The 19,198-nt window shown below is 59.3% G+C and carries 17 protein-coding genes; 13 read left to right on the forward strand and 4 right to left on the reverse strand.

Going from position 1 to position 19,198, the window contains the following annotated elements:
• Positions 1-25 precede the first annotated feature (25 nt).
• The 4 genes from thpR (at position 26) to DARO_RS10185 (ending at position 4,812) form a co-directional block, all read left to right on the forward strand.
• The gene (gene thpR / locus DARO_RS10170; protein ID WP_049758613.1) at positions 26-556 is read left to right on the forward strand and encodes an RNA 2',3'-cyclic phosphodiesterase; all 531 of its coding nucleotides are present in this window, start codon (positions 26-28) and stop codon (positions 554-556) included.
• A gap of 391 nt (positions 557-947) precedes the next feature.
• A complete protein-coding gene (locus tag DARO_RS21710) occupies positions 948-3,656 on the forward strand; it encodes an EAL domain-containing protein (protein ID WP_157037187.1) in 2,709 nt (902 codons plus the stop codon).
• On the forward strand, positions 3,653-3,973 hold the full coding sequence (locus tag DARO_RS10180) for a hypothetical protein (protein ID WP_011287725.1): 321 nt from the start codon (positions 3,653-3,655) through the stop codon (positions 3,971-3,973). The genes DARO_RS21710 and DARO_RS10180 overlap by 4 nt, the downstream gene beginning before the upstream one ends.
• Entirely contained in the window at positions 3,970-4,812 is an 843-nt protein-coding gene (locus tag DARO_RS10185; protein WP_011287726.1) for an HDOD domain-containing protein, read from the forward strand. Before DARO_RS10180 ends, DARO_RS10185 begins: the two co-directional genes overlap by 4 nt.
• Here DARO_RS10185 and DARO_RS10190 read toward each other — a convergent pair.
• Both DARO_RS10190 and ompR read right to left on the reverse strand, forming a co-directional pair.
• On the reverse strand, positions 4,802-6,103 hold the full coding sequence (locus DARO_RS10190; protein ID WP_011287727.1) for an ATP-binding protein: 1,302 nt from the start codon (positions 6,101-6,103) through the stop codon (positions 4,802-4,804). The two genes, DARO_RS10185 and DARO_RS10190, sit on opposite strands and share 11 nt — an antisense overlap.
• Before the next feature lie 5 nt (positions 6,104-6,108).
• Positions 6,109-6,840: an osmolarity response regulator transcription factor OmpR gene (ompR, locus tag DARO_RS10195; RefSeq protein ID WP_011287728.1), complete on the reverse strand. Its 732-nt coding sequence runs from the start codon at positions 6,838-6,840 to the stop codon at positions 6,109-6,111.
• A gap of 159 nt (positions 6,841-6,999) precedes the next feature.
• Here ompR and DARO_RS10200 point away from each other — a divergent pair, with 159 nt between their 5' ends.
• Genes DARO_RS10200 through DARO_RS10215 form a run of 4 tightly spaced genes read left to right on the forward strand, consistent with a single transcriptional unit; the run spans position 7,000 to position 9,249 of the window.
• On the forward strand, positions 7,000-7,284 hold the full coding sequence (locus DARO_RS10200; RefSeq protein WP_198134130.1) for a hypothetical protein: 285 nt from the start codon (positions 7,000-7,002) through the stop codon (positions 7,282-7,284).
• A 38-nt stretch (positions 7,285-7,322) separates the two neighbouring features.
• Positions 7,323-8,012 carry a tRNA (adenosine(37)-N6)-threonylcarbamoyltransferase complex dimerization subunit type 1 TsaB gene (gene tsaB / locus DARO_RS10205; protein ID WP_011287729.1) on the forward strand — a complete coding sequence of 230 codons (690 nt, stop codon included), beginning with the start codon at positions 7,323-7,325 and terminating at the stop codon, positions 8,010-8,012.
• Positions 8,009-8,470 (forward strand): ribosomal protein S18-alanine N-acetyltransferase, encoded by a 462-nt coding sequence (gene rimI, locus DARO_RS10210; RefSeq protein WP_011287730.1) that lies wholly within the window; start codon positions 8,009-8,011, stop codon positions 8,468-8,470. Before tsaB ends, rimI begins: the two co-directional genes overlap by 4 nt.
• A complete protein-coding gene (locus DARO_RS10215) occupies positions 8,467-9,249 on the forward strand; it encodes a uracil-DNA glycosylase family protein (RefSeq protein ID WP_011287731.1) in 783 nt (260 codons plus the stop codon). The genes rimI and DARO_RS10215 overlap by 4 nt, the downstream gene beginning before the upstream one ends.
• Positions 9,250-9,252: 3 nt before the next feature.
• Here DARO_RS10215 and lplT read toward each other — a convergent pair whose 3' ends face one another.
• Positions 9,253-10,518 (reverse strand): lysophospholipid transporter LplT, encoded by a 1,266-nt coding sequence (lplT, locus tag DARO_RS10220; protein WP_011287732.1) that lies wholly within the window; start codon positions 10,516-10,518, stop codon positions 9,253-9,255.
• Positions 10,519-10,777: 259 nt separating this feature from the next.
• Between lplT and DARO_RS10225 the strand changes: the two genes are divergently transcribed.
• From DARO_RS10225 to DARO_RS10245, 5 genes are read left to right on the forward strand one after another with little or no spacing between them, the layout of a single operon-like run.
• Complete coding sequence (locus DARO_RS10225; protein ID WP_011287733.1) at positions 10,778-11,680, forward strand: LysR family transcriptional regulator; 903 nt, start codon at positions 10,778-10,780, stop codon at positions 11,678-11,680.
• The gene (alr, locus tag DARO_RS10230; RefSeq protein WP_011287734.1) at positions 11,677-12,789 is read left to right on the forward strand and encodes an alanine racemase; all 1,113 of its coding nucleotides are present in this window, start codon (positions 11,677-11,679) and stop codon (positions 12,787-12,789) included. Before DARO_RS10225 ends, alr begins: the two co-directional genes overlap by 4 nt.
• Positions 12,789-14,150 (forward strand): DNA repair protein RadA, encoded by a 1,362-nt coding sequence (gene radA, locus DARO_RS10235; protein WP_011287735.1) that lies wholly within the window; start codon positions 12,789-12,791, stop codon positions 14,148-14,150. Before alr ends, radA begins: the two co-directional genes overlap by 1 nt.
• Before the next feature lie 26 nt (positions 14,151-14,176).
• Positions 14,177-16,264 (forward strand): EAL domain-containing protein, encoded by a 2,088-nt coding sequence (locus DARO_RS21715; RefSeq protein ID WP_011287736.1) that lies wholly within the window; start codon positions 14,177-14,179, stop codon positions 16,262-16,264.
• Positions 16,261-18,744, forward strand: coding sequence for an FtsX-like permease family protein (locus tag DARO_RS10245; RefSeq protein ID WP_011287737.1), 2,484 nt, complete (start codon positions 16,261-16,263; stop codon positions 18,742-18,744). Before DARO_RS21715 ends, DARO_RS10245 begins: the two co-directional genes overlap by 4 nt.
• Here DARO_RS10245 and DARO_RS10250 read toward each other — a convergent pair.
• Positions 18,741-19,139 carry an ATP-binding protein gene (locus tag DARO_RS10250; protein ID WP_011287738.1) on the reverse strand — a complete coding sequence of 133 codons (399 nt, stop codon included), beginning with the start codon at positions 19,137-19,139 and terminating at the stop codon, positions 18,741-18,743. The genes DARO_RS10245 and DARO_RS10250 overlap by 4 nt on opposite strands.
• Positions 19,140-19,198 lie beyond the last annotated feature (59 nt).

The following is a 19,198-nucleotide window of genomic DNA, read 5'->3' on the forward strand; positions in this document are numbered from 1 at the left end:
CGCTGACAGGCCGGCAACAGCCAGAGTGTTCTTCGCCCTGTGGCCGTCGGCCGAGGTGGCCGACCGCCTCGCCGATATGGCGGGCAAGGCGGTGGCCAGCTTTGGTGGGCGGGCCACTCGCCGCGAAACCATCCATCTGACACTGGCTTTCCTTGGCGAGGTGCCCGAATCGCGTCTGCCTGAGCTTTGCGTCGTGGCCGATGGCGTTCAGGGGCAATCATTTACCATGAGCCTCGACCGGCTGGGTTTCTGGCGGCACAACCATCTGTTGTGGGCCGGGTCCCAGGCTCCGGTTGCGTCGCTTGGCGAGCTTGTTGGTCGCTTGCGCCACGCATTGGCGAATGCCGGTTTCAAGGTCGATACCGAGCAGCAGGGCTTCGTGCCCCACGTGACGCTGGTTCGCAAAATTCCGGCGAGTGCCGGATTGTTGGAAAACCAGCAATTTCCATCCTTCGAATCATTGGCATGGCGTGCGGATCGATTTGTTCTTGTCCGCTCCAGCTTGTCCCCCTCTGGGTCGGAGTATCTGATTCTTCGGGAATTTTTTATGTCGTAAATGACCATGGCGTGTTTTTGCCATAAAAAGAATTCGACAGAGGGCGCGCTCAGGGTCTAAAGTTTCCGAAATAGATGTCGGTAACAAGCTGGATAACAGACGACACAATCAATTCCACGTATCCAGAGCGAACGCGGATACGGAAAAAAGGGGGGGTCTTTTGGGGGCGATTGGCTGGTCGGAAAATACGGCAAGCCTGAGGGTGCTATTGATTGAGTCCGCTGGCCGGGATGGCCAGCGTTTACTTGGCGCTCTGCAGGGTAGTGGGCATTCCGTAGTGACATGTCAGGTTTCGCAGCGTGCGGATTTGAAGCGTGCATTGCGCGGTGAGGTGTGGGATGTGGCGCTCCTCAGTTGCTCACTTGCAGAGTTGCCTGCTGCAGAAGCGATTGTGTTGTTTCGTGAACACGCCCCGCGTATGCCGGTGATCCTGACCATCGAGCGAGGGGCGCAGGAGTTTCCGTTCGAACTGCTGGAAAATGGCGCCTGTGACTTTGTCTTCAAGAGCAATCCGGCTCGCCTGCTTGCGGTGATCGAGCGCGAATGCGCCAACGTCAAACTGTCGCGTGAAGAGCAGCAGGTTCTGGTCAGCCCCGAGCGTATTGAACAGATCGATCAGGGGGTTGCCCGCTTTTTCCAGTTGGCCAGCAATACCCCCGAATGTTATTGGCTGACCGATGCGGCTACCCAGCGCGTGACCTATGTCAGTGCGGGGTACGAAAAGATCTTGGGGCGCCATGTCGAAGCGCTTTATGCGGACTCTCACGACTGGCTGAACTATGTTCATCCTGAAGACCAAGATCGAGTGCTTGCCGCCGTGCGCACTTATCGACTGGGTGGGCTGGACGCCAAATTTCGCGTTCGGCGCCCCGGGGATGTCCAGTGCTGGCTGCATGCCCGAAATTTCCCGGTCCGTGACGAAGAGGGAAATATCGTCAGCGTTGGCGGCGTGGCCACGGACATCACCAGCTTGCTGGCCGATCAATGGAAATCTCCGTATTTCGCCCATTTCGATGCGCTGACGGCGCTTCCCAATCAGTTGATGTTTTACGATCAGGTGAAGCGGATGATTGCGCTGTCCAAGCGCAAGGATCTGCCGCTCAGCCTGATGGTGGTCGATATCGATCGTTTTCGTCAGCTCAACCAGACGCTGGGTCATGCCTCCGGAGACGAGTTGCTGCGTCAGGTGGCTGGCCGCCTTTCCGGCTCGCTTCGTGAGTCGGATATTCTGGGGCGTCTGGGGACTGATGTCTTCGGCATTCTTTTGCCGGATGTGGCCGATACCCACCAGGCGAGCATCGTTGCTCGGCGGATCATCGACACGATGATCATGCCGGTCCGTGTCGCCGGCCAGGATGTTTTTGCAACGGCGGGCGTCGGTATCGTTTTCTACCCGCAGGACGGCAATGATGTGCACGAACTGGTAACCAATGCCGGGATTGCCGGGCGTCACGCTAAGAACTTGGGACGCAACAGCTACCAATACTATTTTCCTGGCATGCATGAAGGCGCCCGGGACCGGATGTTCCTGGAAATCGACTTGCGTCACGCCACCTTGCGCAATGAGTTTGTGCTGTATTACCAGCCCAAGGCCAGTTGCGCCGACGGCCGGATTACCGGTGTCGAGGCCTTGCTTCGCTGGCAGCATCCAGAGCGGGGGATCGTGTCGCCTGATCAGTTCATTCCCTTGCTTGAGGAAACCGGACTGATCGTTCAGGTTGGTCGCTGGGTCCTTGAGGAGGCCTGTCGGCAGGCTGTCGAATGGCAAGCCGCCGGGTTGAATATCCCCAGCGTCTCGGTGAACCTTTCGGCCCGGCAGCTGCAGGCTGAGACATTGCTGACGGACGTTGCGGCAACCCTGGAGAAAACGGGACTCAATGCCGCCTGCCTCGATCTTGAAATCACCGAGAGCATGCTGATGGATAACGCCGACATGGCGATCCAAACGTTATCGGCCCTGAAAAAAATGGGCGTCACCATTTCGCTTGATGATTTTGGTACGGGCTATTCGAGCCTGGCTTACCTGAAACGCTTCCCGCTCGATGCCATCAAGGTCGATCGCTCCTTCGTGCAGGATATCGCTGCCGATTCGGATGACGCCTCGATCACCCGGGCCGTGATTACCATGGCTCACCACCTGAAGCTCAAGGTCGTGGCCGAAGGTGTCGAAACGCCCGAGCAACTGGCGTTGCTCATTTCACATCAGTGCGACGTCATTCAGGGCTATTTCTTCTCGCGGCCTATGCCAGCATCAGGAATGACTGAGTTGTTGGTCTCTGACCGGCGCCTGCCTGACAATATGTTGCGTTCCGGCACTCGCAAGCCTATGGCCTTGTTCGTCGCTGTCGATGGCTTTGAACAAGTTATTTCAACGCTGATCCGGGCCGGACACCAGGTTTGTACTGCGCCGGACATGCCGGGGGCGTTGCAGTGGCTTTCCGGTAATGTGGTTGATGTGCTGGTCTGCGGTGCTCCTCGCAAGGGTTTCAACGCAGAGGAGCTGATCCGGCAGGCGGCTGGAATGCAGCCACGCTGCGAGCGCATGCTGCTGGCCGACAGCCGCCAGTGGAATCGCAAGGCAGTGGCCGACCTGAGCAGTTCAGGGCTGGTCCATCGGGTCATTCATCTGCCGGTCGAGGCCGATGCTTTCCAATTGGTCGTCGAGGAATCATTGAGTCGGCGACATATTTCGGATGAATACAGCCGCCTGTCGCATGAAGTCGAGGTGGTCGAACGGCAATTGGTGAGTATCGAGGAAGATCGCCGTCGCCTGCTCGAAGAAAATCAGGTGCTGCAGGTTCAGGAGCGTCAGGGCTACCGCATTTTGCAGGAGGTGCTTGCCGAATTGCCGTTATCGGTCATCGGGATCGATGAAAACGGCCAGATCGTGCTGGCCAATGATGCCGCGCTTCAGGCATTTGCATCTCGCGGCCTGTTTCTCGGTGCCGAGCTCGAACGTGTGCTGCCAGAGGTGGCATCGCTGAGCGACAACGAAACACTGAGTATCAACGGTAACTTTTACCACTGTCGCTGGCGTCAGCTCAGTCTCGAAGAATCCAGGGTTGGACGTCTCCTGTTGCTGGAGGCGCTTGAACAATGAAAATCAAGGAAACCTTGCCCATCAGCGATGTTTTGCCGGGGATGTGTCTGGCAGATGCGTTGATGGATGATGCTGGACGTGTGCTGGTGCCCGCTGCCACGGAGTTGACCGAGAGCATGCTGCACGGCCTGGTTCGCCGAAATATCCTTGAGTTGCCCATCGAGCGGGAATGTGTAGAAGATCCGGCAATAGCCTTGGCGCGTCGGGAAAAAATAGAAGAAGCGCTAGCCCGCCGCTTTCGCAAAGCCGGGGATGGTGCGGGAACGAAATCGCTGTATAGGGCGATCTCTGATTTTTCGCAGGAACATCAGGCATGAGTGCGCTTCAGGTCGAGCAGATCGTTACCCGGCTGATGCAGCTTCCAGCGCTGCCGACGGTTGTCGCCGAGTTGCTGGCGTCATTTGGCAATGAGGACGTCGATATCGCTCTGCTGGCCCAGCAGATATCCCATGATCAAGCATTGACAGCGCGCCTGCTTCGGGTCGCCAATTCCTCGTTTTACGGACTGCAAAGTCGAATATCGACAATCAATGAAGCAGTGGTTGTCCTCGGCTTTCGTGCCGTACGCAGCATGGTGCTGGCGGTGGGCGTGAGCGGTGTTTTTCGTCCAGAGCATTGCCCGGGTTTCGATCCTCACGCCTATGTCCGGCATAGCGTTGGCGTTGGTCTGGCTGCCCGCGCATTGGCGCAGGCGACTGGTCGAAATCCGGAGTTGGCCTTTACCGGAGGCATCCTGCACGATATTGGCGAGCTGGTGCTGGCCACGTGCTTCCCCGAGCAGTATGCCAAGGTGCTCGCCTATCGAGCGCAACATGATTGCACGCTGGTCGAGGCCGAGCGCGACATCATCGGCCTGGACCATGCCGTGGTCGGCGGCTTGCTGGCTGACGCGTGGCGTTTTCCCGCTTCGTTGCGTTCGGCCGTCGCTGATCATCATGCACCGTCTGCGGCAACGGCCGACTCGCTGGCGGATCTGATGCATCTTGCCGACGGCGTCGCCCATGCTTTGGGCTTGGCGAAAACCGACAGCGAAATGGTGATGCCAGTGGATCAGACTGCTTGGCAGCGCCTGGGGATGGACAGCGAAAAGATCGCCCGTATTCTGCCGCAGGTGATGAAGGAAATGGACGAAACCTGTCAGGCCTTTATCGCCTGATCGGTAGCGACAGGCGGGCCAGCAGCCCGCCCCCTTGATTGGGTAACAGGTCGAAACGGCCATCGTGCAGGCGGGCGATGCGCTCGACAATGGCCAGTCCCAGGCCGGTTCCTGTGGCATTGGTTCTGGCAGCTTCCAGGCGAGTAAACGGGCGCTTCAGTCGTTCGATGTCATCAGGCGGAACACCCGGTCCATGATCACCAACGTCTATTTGAATTTCGCCATTGATCGTGGCTGCTTTCAAGGTGATATCTCCGCCGCCATATTTTGCCGCGTTATCCAGCAGATTGTTGATGGCACGGGTGACTGCTTTCGGGCGGAGCATCGCTTCCGGCAATGCCTGGATGTCGGTGACGATCTGCCGGCCGATATAGGCCTGGCGTTCGGCAAGGCTTGCAAGCAGGGCTGACAGGTCGGTCAGGGTGGGGGCCTCACCGGATTCGGCGCGGGCGTAGTCCATGAACTGGGAAATGACCGCCTCCATCTGCTCGATGTCGGTCACGACCGCTTGCCGGGCACCATCATCGGCAACGCTCATTTCGGCTTCCAGGCGCAGGCGGGTCAGCGGCGTGCGTAGATCGTGGGAGATACCGGCCAGCACTTCGGAACGGTCTTTTTCATGGCGTTGAAGATCGGCGGCCATGGTATTGAATGCAGTCGCCAGCCGGCTGAGTTCTTCGGTGCCATCTTCCGGCAAAGGGTCCGGTATCTGGCCGCGGCCAAGGGTTTCAGCCGACTTGGCCATCGCTTTCAGTGGTCGGCTGATGCGCGAGGCGATCAGCCACGCGACTGCCATGGCCAGGACGATGGCGAGCAGCCCCCAGGCCAGCCAATGGCTGGCGATACTCCTGGCGGTACGATCACGAGGCAGGACCAGCCAGTACTCTTCTTCGTCAGCATCGTCGAGCCGGAAGCTGACCCAGAATCCGGGAATGCCATCAACACTGGCCGCGACACGGGTGTGGTCGCCCAGTCGGGAAAGAAGTTCGCGCTGCAACAGCCGAAAAAAGCGTGAATCGGGCATCGCCTCGATCTCGTCTTCAGGTTCGGCCGGTAGCAGACGGATGCCCTCGCGGGTTGAAAACTCGGTAAACAGACCCAGGCGTTTTTCCGGCGCGGCGGCAAACAGTGAGGCGCGGATCAGATTGACGGCCGAAGCCGCCAACTTGGCGGTTTCCCGGGCGCGTGGCTCGGCGTCGATATAGCGGAACAGGCTCAGCCAGGCCGCCGTGGTCAGCAGCACCAGCATGGCCAACAGCAGGAAGGTGCGCGCCAGCAGCGTGCGCGGCATTGGCATCAGTCCCGGGAGGCGCCGTCCGGCACGAAGACGTAGCCGAAGCCCCAGACGGTCTGCAGGTAGCGCGGTTGGGCCGGATCAGTTTCGATCAGCTTGCGCAGGCGGGATACCTGGACGTCGATGGCGCGGTCGAATGGCCCTTGTTCCCGGCCGCGGGCCAGCGACATCAGCTTGTCGCGGGAAAGCGGCTGGCGCGGGTGCTGGAGCAGCACTTTCAGCACGGCAAATTCACCGGTGGTCAGCGCTTGCAGTTCTTCGCCACGCTTCAGCGTGCGGGCTGCGAGATCGACTTCGATGTTGCTGAAGGTGATCGTTTCCGGCTCATCTTCCGGAGCACCTGGCGGTTTGCTGCCCTGGCGGCGCAACACGGCGTGGATGCGGGCGAGCAGTTCACGCGGGTTGAAGGGCTTGGGCAGGTAATCGTCGGCACCCATTTCGAGGCCAACGATACGATCCACTTCATCGCCCTTGGCCGTCAGCATGATGATCGGTGTCTGGTCGCCCTGGCCGCGCAGGCGGCGGCAGATGGTCAGGCCATCTTCGCCCGGCATCATCAGGTCGAGCACGATCAGGTGGTAGTGTTCGCGGCTGCGCAGCTTGTCCATCTGCTGGCCATCGGCAGCGGCCTTGACCTCGAAGCCCTGTTCGCCCAGGTAGCGAACCAGCAGGTCGCGCAGCCGGGCATCGTCATCGACGACAAGAATATGGTGGTGTTGGTGTTGTTCGCTCATGCTGGCAAGGATAAAGGCACACAGTGAATGAATCGCGGCAAATGGTAACAAGGATTGTCGGAGGCCGGCCGGGAAACATATTCTTACATTTCGAGCCGCTTGCCTGTCGCTGAGCGATGGACAATGATCACATCTGAAACCCAGTGTGTATTCGCCACCATGAAACGTCGTCTTGCCCTTTCCCTGCTGCTGAGCCTGCTTGGCTCGGTGGGTAACGCATGGGCTCAGGGCTATTGGCGCGACCTGCCGCCGGACGAGCGGCGCCAAATGCGTCAGCAAATGCGCGAACACTGGCAGCAGGAAAGGGAAATCCGCCGCGAAGAGGGGGCTCCGCCGCGTTGGCGCGATGTGCCGCCGGAGGATCGTCGTCGCCTGCGCGACGAAATGCGCGAGCAGCGCGGCTGGCCGGATCAGCGCGAAGGGCGTGGTCGACGTCGAGATTGAATCCCGACCGGGTCGCAGCTCCGGTAAAATGCTGGCCCATGTTGATCCTTGCTCTCGAAACCTCCACCGATCTCGGTTCCTGCGCCTTGTGGCGTGATGGCGTGGTCTCCGAACGCGTTTGCCCACGCGGCAGGTCACATTCCGAAACACTGCTGCCGCTGGTCCGCGAACTGTTGCTTGAAGCCGGTGTGAAGGTCGCGCAACTCGATGCTATTGCCTTCGGCGTCGGCCCCGGCGCCTTTACCGGCTTGCGCATCGCCTGCGGAGCGGCACAGGGCTTGGCGGTTGCCGCTAATGTGCCGTTGATTCCGGTAACCAGCCTGGAAACGATGGCCGCCATGGCTGGCGCGGAACGTGTGCTGGCTTTGCTCGATGCACGCATGGGCGAGGTCTATTCGGGCCGCTACCGGTTGACTGCGGATAGCTATGCGCTGGATGGAGAGATTCGTGTTTCGGCACCGGGCGATTTGAGCTTGCCGAGTGAATCCGGATGGATTGCCTGCGGCAATGCGATTGCTGCCTATCCTGCTCTGGCGGAACGTTTGAGCGCCGCTGACGTCGCTACTCTGCCTGTGACTGCGCCGACCGCGGCTGTCGTGGCGCAATTGGCGGCGCCACGGGCAATGCGGGGTGAAGGGATTGATGCTGCGTTGGCGGCACCACTTTATGTGCGCGACAAGGTCGCCAAGACGGTGGCCGAGCGACTCAGCGAAGGCGGGCGGGCGTGAGCGATTTGAAGATCGCCGCCGAATTTTTCCCGATGAACGAGCGTGATCTCGACTCGGTAGCCGCGCTTGAGGCGAGCTTGCAGATTTTTCCTTGGTCGCGCGGCAATTTTGAAGACTCGCTGACTGCTGGCCATAGTGTCTGGGTATTGCGCCTGGGGGGGGATCTTGTTGGATTTTCGGTGGTGATGTCGGTGATCGACGAGGCGCATCTGCTCAATATCGGCGTTTGCAAGCGTTATCAGGGGCAGGGCTATGGTGCTCGGATGCTGCGGCATGCGATGGAATGCGCCAGGCTGGGCGGAGCAGCCAAACTGTTTCTCGAGGTTCGGCCCTCCAACGAACGGGCGGTTGAACTCTATCGTCATTTCGGATTCCGTCAGATTGGCACCCGCAAGGGCTATTATCCGGCAGTGCTCGGGCGCGAGGATGGCCTGATTTTTGACAAGGAACTGGCATGAGTTTAAGTCGCGAGCAGATGCTGGCCGAGATGGGTATTTCCCCGATCTGGGTGCTGCGCGATGTCGCACCGCCAGCTTCGGCGATTGAATCCAGCCCGCAGATGGAGGCCGAGGCAGTTACCCCGCCTCAGGTCGCCGAAGTGCCCTCGGCTCCCATTCCGGCGCAGACACCACCGCCTCGTTCGACGGCGGCAGCCGTCGATACGCTGGATTGGCCAGCCCTGGCGCGACAGGTTGCCGAGTGCCGCGCTTGTTCCTTGTGCGAACAGCGCAAGCAGGCCGTGCTGGGCGTTGGCGATACCAATCCTGAATGGCTGTTCATCGGTGAAGGCCCGGGGGCCGAAGAGGATGTCAAGGGTGAACCCTTTGTTGGCCAAGCCGGCAAGCTGCTCGACAACATGCTGGCTTCGCTCGACATTGCGCGTGGCAACCGGGTTTATATCGCCAACGCGGTAAAGTGCCGGCCACCCGGCAACCGCACGCCAGATGCGGCCGAAATGGCCGCCTGCTGGCCCTATCTGGAACGGCAGATTGCCTTGCTCAAGCCCAAGGTCATTGTGCTGCTCGGTAAGGCGGCGGTTCACGCCGTGCTCCACGACGATAAATCGCTGGCCTCGTTACGTGGCAAACGCTTTGAATTGGCTGGGATTCCGGTCGTGGTGACCTATCACCCGGCGTATTTGTTGCGCAACTTGCCGGACAAAGCGAAGGCCTGGGAAGACCTGCTGTTCGCTCGTCGAACGCTGCGCGAGCAAATGGCGCCTGAACTGCCGTTCTAGGCCTTAGTGGTGTGCTGAATCGTCCAGGTGCTGGACGTCGTCCTGTGCTGCCTGATTGGCAAAGTGGCGCTGGCGGATCATGTACATCAGGCCGCTGACGAACAGCCCGAACATCGTGACAACCCAGTAGATCGACAAATCCATCTTGATCATCAGGTAATAGAGCCCGGTCATGATCAGGATGGAGATGTTTTCGTTGAAGTTCTGAACCGCAATCGAGTGGCCGGCACCCATCAGGATGTGGCCGCGATGCTGGAGCAGCGCATTCATCGGCACGACAAAGAAGCCGGACAAGCCGCCAATGATGATGAGCAGCGGTACGGCCAGCCACAAGCTGCCGACGAAGTTCATGACCAGCACGATCAGGCCCATGGCGATGCCGAGCGGAATGACGCGAACCGATTTGCGCAGTGTGATGAACTTGGCAGCGATGATTGCCCCGGCTGCGACGCCGACCGCAACGACACCCTGCAGCATTGACGCCTTGGAGAGGCCGAGACCGAGAGCCACTTCGGCCCACTTGATGACGATGAACTGCAGCGTCGCACCGGCCCCCCAGAACAGCGTGGTGACCGCCAGCGAGATTTGACCGAGTTTGTCGCGCCAAAGCAGGGCCAGGCAGTGATTGAACTCGTGGATCAGGAATATCGGGTTTTTCTTCAACTGCTTGTGGTCAACCCCGGTATCCGGGACGTACAGGTTGAAGATGGCGGCAAGCACATAGAGCACGGCAACGATGGAAAGAGCCATTTCGCCGACCGTGTCGACCCCCGTATCGAACAGCGGAAAATCGAAAGATAGCAGATGCTGGGCCACTTCAGGGCGGATCAATGTGCCGCCGATAACGACGCCGAGAATGATCGCGCCGACGGTTAGCCCCTCGATCCAGCCATTGGCCACGACGAGCAGGCGATGCGGCAGGTATTCGGTCAGGATGCCGTACTTGGCCGGCGAGTAGGCTGCAGCCCCCAGACCGACTACGGCATAGGCAGCCAGCGGGTGTGCGCCAAAGAACATCATGCTGCAGCCGACGATCTTGATCGTGTTGCTGATGAACATGACCCGCCACTTGGGCATGGAGTCGGCAAAGGCACCGACGAAGGCGGCCAGCAGTACGTAGGAAACGGTGAAAAAAGTCTTGAGTAGCGGTTCGTATTCCGAAGGTGCGTGCATCTCGCGCAGGGCGGCGATAGCGGCAATCAGCAGGGCGTTGTCGGCCAGCGCGGAAAAAAACTGCGCGGCCATGATGATGTAGAAGCCGAACGGCACGAAGTATTTGTCTCTTATATGACTTTGGGCGAGGTTTATACCACGCTCAGGATTGGGCGCAAGGCTTGCGCTGTCGTCGGGGTTGTGCATTATTTTGCCGGGCGGCGGAAAGCCTTGAGTTTGTGTCGGCTTGGTTAAGGTGTAATGACAGCCTCCAAGGCCAGCGGCCTATCAAATTTGGGCCAAAATCAAACTCGCCATTCGGAAACAGGGTGGAATGTGATTGAATATCGCCCGCACACCATCTGGGAGAAACATCATGGCTGACCGGCGTTTGCAGGTCTTTCATGCCGTCGCCAAACATCTGAGTTTTACGCGGGCAGCAGACGCCTTGTTCATGACGCAGCCGGCCGTCACCTTCCAGATCAAGCAACTGGAGGAGCAGTACAGCACCCGGCTGTTCGAGCGGCGGCACGGTGGGATTTCCCTGACGCCGGCGGGAGAACTGGTGCTCTCCTACGCGGAGCGGATTCTTGCGTTATCAGACGAAATGGAAATTCGCCTTGGTGAAATGACTGGCGAGATGCGTGGTCCGCTACTGGTCGGGGCCAGCACGACAATCGCCGAATTCATGTTGCCACGCGTTCTGGGCGAATTCAATGCGCTTTATCCGCAGGTCAGGGCTCGCCTGATCGTCGCTAATTCGGAAAGCATCGAGAGCAGGGTGGCCGAACATACCCTTGATATTGGCTTGATCGAAGCAACGGCCAAATTGAATGGACTGACGAGCCAGATCTGCTGCGAAGATGAACTGCGAGTGATCTGTGCGCCGGATTACCCGCTCGCCGGCATGAAGTCGGTTACCCCGAAGACACTGGCCGAATACGAATACATTTCGCGGGAGCCGGGTTCCGGGACGCGCGAAATTACCGATAGTTATTTCCGGAAACACAAGATATCGCCGGAAAATCTGAAGACACAAATGGAGCTGGGCAGCCCGGAAGCCCTGAAAGGCGTCGTCTCGACCGGGCTGGGTTTTGCCGTTGTGTCGCGGGCCGTGGTCGAAAAGGAAACGCAGCTTGGCGAGCTCGTTGCCATTCCGCTCAATCCCCCCTTGAAGCGTAGTCTCTACCTCGTTTTCCATCAGGATCGTTTCCAGTCCCGATTGAGCGCAACCTTCATCGAATTTGCCAAAGCTAAACTGAAAGAACTGGCTTTATGAAAACATCGCGTCCCATCCGCGCACGCATTGCGCCGGCGGCGATTTTGCACAACTATCGTCTGGCTAAACGTCACGCTCCCCAGTCCAAGGCTTGGGCCGTGATCAAGGCCAATGCCTACGGACATGGCCAATGGCGTGCCGTTGATGCCTTGCGCGGCGAGGCCGATGGTTTTGCGCTGCTCGAATGTGAAAACGCGGTTGCCCTGCGTGAGGCTGGCGTTACTCAACCCATCCTGATGCTGGAGGGAATATTCAGTGCCCGTGACGTGCGGGCCGTTATCGAATACCGGCTGACCAGCGTCATTCATTGCCTCGAACAATTGGAACTACTCGTCCGCAATGGCCGGTTCGACACACCGATCTCTGTGTGCCTGAAGCTGAATACAGGGATGAACCGCCTGGGTTTTACGGCCGCGACCTTGCCCCGCGCCTGGGAGATACTCCAGCAATTGCCGCAGGTTGATGTCACCTTGATGACTCACTTTGCCGACGCCGATGGTGAGCGGGGCGTAACTTGGCAATTGGAGCGCTTTCATGACCTGGCCGGAGATTGGGCGGGGCCGGTGAGTCTCGGTAATTCGGCAGCCATTCTGAGCCACCCCAAGGCGCACGGCGACTGGGTGCGGCCGGGCATCATGCTTTATGGCGCCAGCCCGTTTGCTGATCAAAGTGCAGTTGATCTGGGTTTGCGACCGGTCATGACGCTGGAGAGTGCCGTCATCGGCATCCAGGATCTGGCAGCGGGGGAGCGGGTTGGTTATGGCGGAACTTTTACTGCCGATCGGCCGATGCGGATTGGCGTCGTCGCCTGTGGATATGCCGACGGTTACCCGCGTCACGCACCGACCGGCACACCCATAGCAGTCATGGGCCGCCGGACGCGTACGATAGGCCGGGTATCGATGGACATGCTGGCCTGTGATCTGACTGATGTTCCGGAGGCGGGTATCGGCTCGCCGGTGACGCTGTGGGGGCTGGGTATAGCCGGCGCTGTGCCGGCCGACGAAGTGGCCGCTGCGGCCGGTACTGTTGCCTATGAGCTCTTCTGTGCCGTGGCGCCGCGTGTACCGGTGGTGGTGGATGACGCTGTCGCGGCAGGGCGCCCATAATGGCCAAAGTCAAAACCATCTACTCATGTACCGAGTGCGGGGCAACCAGTCCGAAGTGGCAGGGGCAGTGCCCCGGTTGCAATGAGTGGAATACGCTGGTCGAAACTGTCGCCGAAAAGGCGGCAACCAACAGTCGTTTCGAGTCACTGGCGCCGACGGCAAGGTTGCAGAACCTGTCGGAAATCGAAGCACGTGAAGTCGAGCGGATCGCCACCGGCATCGGTGAATTCGATCGTGCCCTGGGCGGCGGTCTGGTCAATGGTGCCGTGGTACTGATTGGCGGCGATCCGGGAATTGGCAAGAGCACCCTGCTGCTGCAGGCTTTGGCGCATCTGTCGCTCGATAACAAGGTGCTTTACGTCAGCGGCGAGGAGTCGGGCGAACAGGTCGCCCTACGGGCTCGTCGTCTGGGCCTGGATACTCGCCGGCTGCAATTGATGGCCGAGATCAACCTCGAACGGATTCTCGCCACTTTGCAGGCGGAAAAGCCTGTCGTGGCGGTGATCGACTCGATCCAGACGTTGTGGTCCGATCAACTCTCCAGTGCTCCGGGATCGGTGGCGCAGGTCCGGGAATGCGCGGCACAATTGACTCGGTTAGCCAAGCAGGCCGGCATCACGGTCATCCTGGTCGGCCATGTGACCAAGGAGGGGGCCTTGGCCGGGCCGCGCGTGCTTGAACATATTGTCGATACCGTGCTTTATTTCGAGGGGGATACGCATTCCAGCTTCCGACTGGTGCGGGCCGTCAAAAACCGCTTTGGCGCCGTCAACGAGCTGGGTGTTTTTGCCATGACGGACAAGGGGCTGAAGGGAGTCAACAACCCCTCAGCCTTGTTCCTGTCCCAGCACGGTCAGGATGTGGCTGGTTCCTGTGTGATGGTGACGCAGGAGGGAACACGGCCCTTACTGGTCGAGATTCAGGCGCTGGTCGATACCTCGCACGGCAACCCGCGGCGTCTGACGGTTGGCCTCGATCCGCAGCGACTGGCCATGTTGCTGGCCGTTTTGCATCGACATGCCGGGATTGTTTGTTTCGATCAGGATGTGTTCGTCAACGCGGTTGGTGGCGTCAAGATTACTGAGCCTGCCGCCGATTTGGCAGTGCTTCTTTCGATAACATCATCTTTAAAAAACAAAGCATTGCCATCTAAACTTATTGTATTTGGTGAAGTTGGTTTGGCCGGGGAGATCCGCCCGGCACCGCGTGGGCAGGAGCGTTTGAAGGAGGCCGCCAAGCTCGGCTTTACCCGCGCCCTGATCCCGGAGGCAAATCGTCCGAAACAGGCGATTCCCGGCATGGAAGTTATTGCGGTAAAACGAGTCGAGGAGGCGGTAGCGCGGATACGCGAGATGGAATAAGCTGGCGGATATCCCTTTCGGCATATATGTTCAATCTTTCGCGTTATTTCTCGACGGTCAGTTTCATCCTAATCGTGTTGGCAGCGGGGGTACTTGGCCCTCTGTACCAACGGCTTTCGCTGCTGCAGATGCAGAATCTGGCGGAGAGCCGAAATATCGCCATGGCGCAGGTTTTCCAGAATTCGCTGCACACACAACTGGAGTCGCTGATCAGCGATGCCGTCGGCCGGGACATCCATTCAGGCCAGGTCACCGATGACATCCTTCAGTTGCAGGCCACGGTGCATGATCTGATGCGGGATACCTCCGTGATCAAGGTCAAGGTCTACAACCGCCTGGGAAGTACCATTTTCTCGACGGATACCAGGCAAATTGGTGATAGCCAGTTGCAGAACCCGGGCTTCCGAGCGGCGATCAGTGGTTTGGTAACCAGCGAGTTGATACATCGAAACACCATCGATGCCTTCGAAGGGCAGTTGGTCGAGGTCGATGTCCTGTCGAGCTATATTCCCATACTCGGCAAAGAACACGCGGTCGAGGGCGCCTTTGAGCTCTATCAGAACGTCACTCCCTTTGTTACCCAGTTGAACCGCAATCTGTGGTGGGTGACGGCCGCCGTGGTGCTGGTGTTCGCCGCGCTCTACCTGATGCAGTTCCTGGTTGTTCGGCGGGCCCAAGGTATTCTGGAAGACCAGGAGGGGCGCATCAAGGCGGCGCGCGATACGCTGGAGATTCAGGTGGCGGCCCGTACGGAAGAATTAAAGCGGACCAACAGCCAGCTTGAGGGCGAAATTTCGGAGCGGCGGCAGGCGCAAAGCAAGCTCAATTATCTGGCTTATCACGATCCGCTGACCGGCTTGGCCAACCGTCGCTGTTTTATCGAACGACTCGAGGAAAGTCTCAGCGAAGGCGAGCGCCATGGCGAAAAACTGGCCGTCTTGTACATCGATCTCGACCAGTTCAAACAGGTCAACGATTCCCTTGGCCATGGCGTTGGCGACGAACTGCTTGTTTCGGTCGCCGCCCGCCTGTCTGAGCACGTTCGGCTGATCGACATGCTGGCCCGCCTGGGGGGGGACGAATTCATCTGCCTGATGGAGGCCGCGCGCAGCGAAGATGAGGTCGAACTTCTGGCTCGCGAAATCATTGCTGCGTTCGAATACCCGTTCAAACTGGGCGACCATGAACTCTTTCTGACGGCATCGGTCGGCATCAGTCTTTGCCCCAGTGACGGCAATAGCGTGCTTGATCTGATGCGCAATGCCGATACGGCCATGTATCGGGCCAAAATGCTGGGCCGCGGCAATTTCCATTTTTATACGGCCGAAATGACCCGGGAGGCCCAGGAGCGTATCCAGATGGAAAATCTGCTGCGGCGCGCCCTCGACAACGGGGAACTGTCGGTCCATCTGCAGCCACAGGTTGATTCCCGGAGTGGTCAGCTGGTTGGTGCAGAGGCCCTGGTTCGCTGGAACAGTCCGGAGCTCGGACAGGTCATGCCGATACGCTTTATCCCATTGGCTGAGGACTCGGGGTTGATAATCGGACTCGGCAACTGGGTCTTGCGCGAAACCTGCCGCCAGTTCATGCAATGGCGGATGAGCGGTTTCGAGTTGCCGCAGGTTTCGGTCAATCTCTCGGTCAAGCAGCTGGAGCGCCCGGAATTCATCGACGTGCTGGACAAAATACTCGACGAAACCGGTATGGACCCGACCCTTCTCAAGCTGGAATTGACTGAATCCGTGGTCATGGCCGTCGGTGATGCCTTTACCCCGCTTGAACGCTTGCGCGATCTCGGGATCAGCTTGGCGCTGGACGATTTCGGCACCGGTTATTCGTCTCTCAGCTATTTGAAGATGCTGCCGGTCCAGCAACTGAAGATTGATCGCTCGTTTGTTGAGGGCATTGGCCGAAATTCTGGCGATGAGGCCATCATCCGGACCATCATGGAACTGGCCAGGAGTCTTGGTTTTGAGGTGGTGGCGGAAGGCGTTGAAACCGTCGAGCAAGCCAACTTTCTGGCTGATCTTGGGTGCGAGCAGTTGCAGGGTTTTTTGCATGGACAGGCGGTGAGCCCCGTGGAGTTTCGCGCCCGCTGGTCTGTTCGCCCATGATGCTTGCCTGGCGATTGCTGGGCAGGGAGTTGCGCTCCGGCGAATTGCGCCTGCTTTTTGCGGCGCTGGCCATCGCCGTCGCTGCCGTGACGGCGGTCGGCTTCTTCGCCGACCGAGTTCGCCAGGGCTTGCAGCGCGAGGCCCGACAAATGATGGGCGGCGATCTCGTCCTTATCTCCGACCACCCGTTGCCCGATAGCTACCTTGCCGAGGCTCGCCGGCGCGGGCTGCAGCTAGCTCAAACGCTGGTTTTTCCCAGCATGGTGATTGGCAAGACACAGGCACAGCTTGCCGATATCAAGGCAGTCAGCAGCGCCTATCCGTTACGCGGCAAGCTGGCGAGCAGTCAGCGCGCCGGCGATGGCGGCTTGCCCGTGGACAAAGGACCGATGCCAGGAACAGTCTGGCTCGATGAACGGCTGTCATCGTCCCTGGAGGTATTGCCTGGTGATGCCGTCACTGTCGGCAGTCAGCAATTCAGGGTTGGGGCTATCCTGACCCGGGAGCCTGATCGCGGAGTCAATTTCTTCAGCCTCGCGCCGCGCCTGATGATGCATGTCGACGATATTCCGGCCACCGGCTTGGTCCAGTTCGGGGCGCGGGTTCGCTATAACCTGCTGGCGGCCGGCGAGGAAAAGACCATCGCCAGCTATCAAGGCTGGCTCCTGCCCCGGCTTTCGCACGGCGAACGGCTGGAAGATGCGCGTAATTCGCGCCCTGAAATCCGCAATGCGCTGGATCGGGCCGAACGTTTTCTTGGCCTGGCTACCTTGCTGACGGTCGTGCTTTCGGCCGTTGCCGCAGCGCTGGCCGCTCGGCGCTATATGCAACGCCACCTCGATGCGTGCGCCGTGATGCGTTGCCTGGGCATGACGCATGGACGCCTGCTGGGCTTCCATGCCTCGCTATTCCTTTGGCTGGCCTTGCTGGCTGGTATGCTGGGCAGCCTGCTCGGCTATGCGGCTCATTTTGTCCTGATTCGTTGGCTCACCGAATTGTTGTCCCTTGAGTTGCCGAATCCTGGCTGGTCTCCACTGGTCAGTGCCTTTGGCGTTGCCGGCGTGCTGCTTTTTGGGTTTGCTTTTCCGCCGTTGCTGCAGTTAGCCAGAGTGCCGACCCTGCGTGTTCTGCGCCGGGAGCTTGGGCCGCCACAGCCATTCCTGCTTGGCGGTTACGTGCTTGGCCTCGTCTTGCTCGCCGGGTTGATCATCTGGGTGGCGGGGGATGCCAAGCTGGGGGGGCTGGCCGTCGGTGGTTTTGCCGGGGCGCTCGGCGGGGTCTGGGTTCTTGCCAGGCTGCTTATCGGCGCCATTTCCCGCCTGCGTGGTGGTGGCGGCTTCGGGTGGCGGCAAGGTTTGGCCAGTTTGACGCGACATGCTTCATCTGGCGCCATCCAAGTGGTCGCCTTGGCGATCGGCTTGATGGCCATGCTGTTGCTGACGGTTATTCGCGGAGAACTGCTCGACGCCTGGCAGAAATCGCTCCCGCTCGATGCGCCGAATCGTTTCGTCATTAACATTCAGCCGGAGCAGCGCGAGGATGTTTTGGCCATGTTGACCGCCAGCGGGATCAAGGCCGAATTGTTGCCCATGATACGTGCCAGGCTGGTGCAAATCGGCGGCAAGGCGGTCAGTCCGGACAGCTTTCCTGACGATGAGCGCGCCCAGCGCCTGATTGAGCGGGAGTTCAATCTTTCGTGGCGAAAGGAACTGCCGGACGGCAATCAAGTGATCGCCGGTCAATGGTTCAGGCCAGATCAGGCGGGGCAGGGCCTGGCTTCGGTTGAAGAGGGGCTGGCCAAGACGCTCGGCATCCGAAACGGTGACGAATTGGTCTTCATGATTGCCGGTAGCGAAAAACGATTGCGGGTGACCAGCTTGCGCAAATTGGCCTGGGATTCGATGCGGGTCAATTTCTTCGTCATGGCCCCGCCCGGTGTGATCGAAAATGCGCCGGCCAGCTACATCACCAGCTTCTACCTCTCTGCCAGTCAGACAGCGGCGGGCTCCGATCTGGTCAGACGATTTCCCAATCTGACACTGATCGACGTTGCGGCCGTCCTCCAGCAATTGCAATCGGTGATTGGGCAGGTGGCTGGTGCGGTGCAGTTCGTTTTCATTTTTACGCTGCTGGCCGGAGGGGTCGTGCTGTATTCGGCCCTGCTGACAGCTTTCGACGAGCGCCGTTACGAGTTGGCTGTAATGCGAGCCCTCGGCGCCCAGCGCCAACAGCTGACGCAGGCGATGATGGTTGAACTGGCGGCCATCGGTGGCATGGCCGGTCTGTTCGCCGCCATGGGGGCCATGGTGCTCGGGCGCATTGTGGGCTGGCAGGTATTCCAGCTGGACCTGGCCTTCGGATACAGCCTGCTCCCTCTGACGATGGCTGGCGGCGCCCTGGTCACTGTGGCCATCGGCTGGCTGGCCGTGCGTCGTCTGGTCATGACGGCGCCCTTGCTGGTTTTGCGGAGCGCTGCCTAAAGGTCGATGTCGATAACGTTGCTGTCGTTTCGACGTTCGTAGCGGACCTTTTTGCACATACCCCGGATAAGGCAGATGCCCAAGCCGCCGATGTCGCTTGCTGCCTCCTGCTTTTCGGGTGTTCTTGTCGGGTCAAAGGCCGGCGCCTTGTCCTCATAACAAAGATGCAGCGCATTGCCATTCCGGGTCAGGCTCAGATGGATGGAGGCATCACTGTCGCCACGGTAGCCATGAGAGATTGTGTTGATAAACAATTCCTCAGCTAACAATTGCAGGCGCAAAACATCGTCGGCCGAAATGCCGAATCGGTTGGCGTGTTCAGCGAGCATTCGATGCAAATCGGGTAATTCTGAATGGCGCGCGCTGACAGAAATGTCCGTAAAATGATCAGCCATTGAATCTACTAGGTATTGCACATGATTAAAGCACATTGGGTGGCTGTCTGTATGGCGGT

The organism is Dechloromonas aromatica RCB, from assembly GCF_000012425.1.

Coding starts and splice junctions, on each gene's coding strand:
- ompR (WP_011287728.1), bottom strand. CDS start 6,840: ATGAGCGAACAACACCAACACCACCATATTCTTGTCGTCGATGACGAT.
- DARO_RS10245 (WP_011287737.1), top strand. CDS start 16,261: ATGATGCTTGCCTGGCGATTGCTGGGCAGGGAGTTGCGCTCCGGCGAA.
- DARO_RS21715 (WP_011287736.1), top strand. CDS start 14,177: ATGTTCAATCTTTCGCGTTATTTCTCGACGGTCAGTTTCATCCTAATC.
- radA (WP_011287735.1), top strand. CDS start 12,789: ATGGCCAAAGTCAAAACCATCTACTCATGTACCGAGTGCGGGGCAACC.
- alr (WP_011287734.1), top strand. CDS start 11,677: ATGAAAACATCGCGTCCCATCCGCGCACGCATTGCGCCGGCGGCGATT.
- DARO_RS10215 (WP_011287731.1), top strand. CDS start 8,467: ATGAGTTTAAGTCGCGAGCAGATGCTGGCCGAGATGGGTATTTCCCCG.
- DARO_RS10180 (WP_011287725.1), top strand. CDS start 3,653: ATGAAAATCAAGGAAACCTTGCCCATCAGCGATGTTTTGCCGGGGATG.
- DARO_RS10190 (WP_011287727.1), bottom strand. CDS start 6,103: ATGCCGCGCACGCTGCTGGCGCGCACCTTCCTGCTGTTGGCCATGCTG.
- DARO_RS10200 (WP_198134130.1), top strand. CDS start 7,000: ATGAAACGTCGTCTTGCCCTTTCCCTGCTGCTGAGCCTGCTTGGCTCG.
- DARO_RS10185 (WP_011287726.1), top strand. CDS start 3,970: ATGAGTGCGCTTCAGGTCGAGCAGATCGTTACCCGGCTGATGCAGCTT.
- tsaB (WP_011287729.1), top strand. CDS start 7,323: ATGTTGATCCTTGCTCTCGAAACCTCCACCGATCTCGGTTCCTGCGCC.
- DARO_RS10250 (WP_011287738.1), bottom strand. CDS start 19,139: ATGGCTGATCATTTTACGGACATTTCTGTCAGCGCGCGCCATTCAGAA.
- DARO_RS10225 (WP_011287733.1), top strand. CDS start 10,778: ATGGCTGACCGGCGTTTGCAGGTCTTTCATGCCGTCGCCAAACATCTG.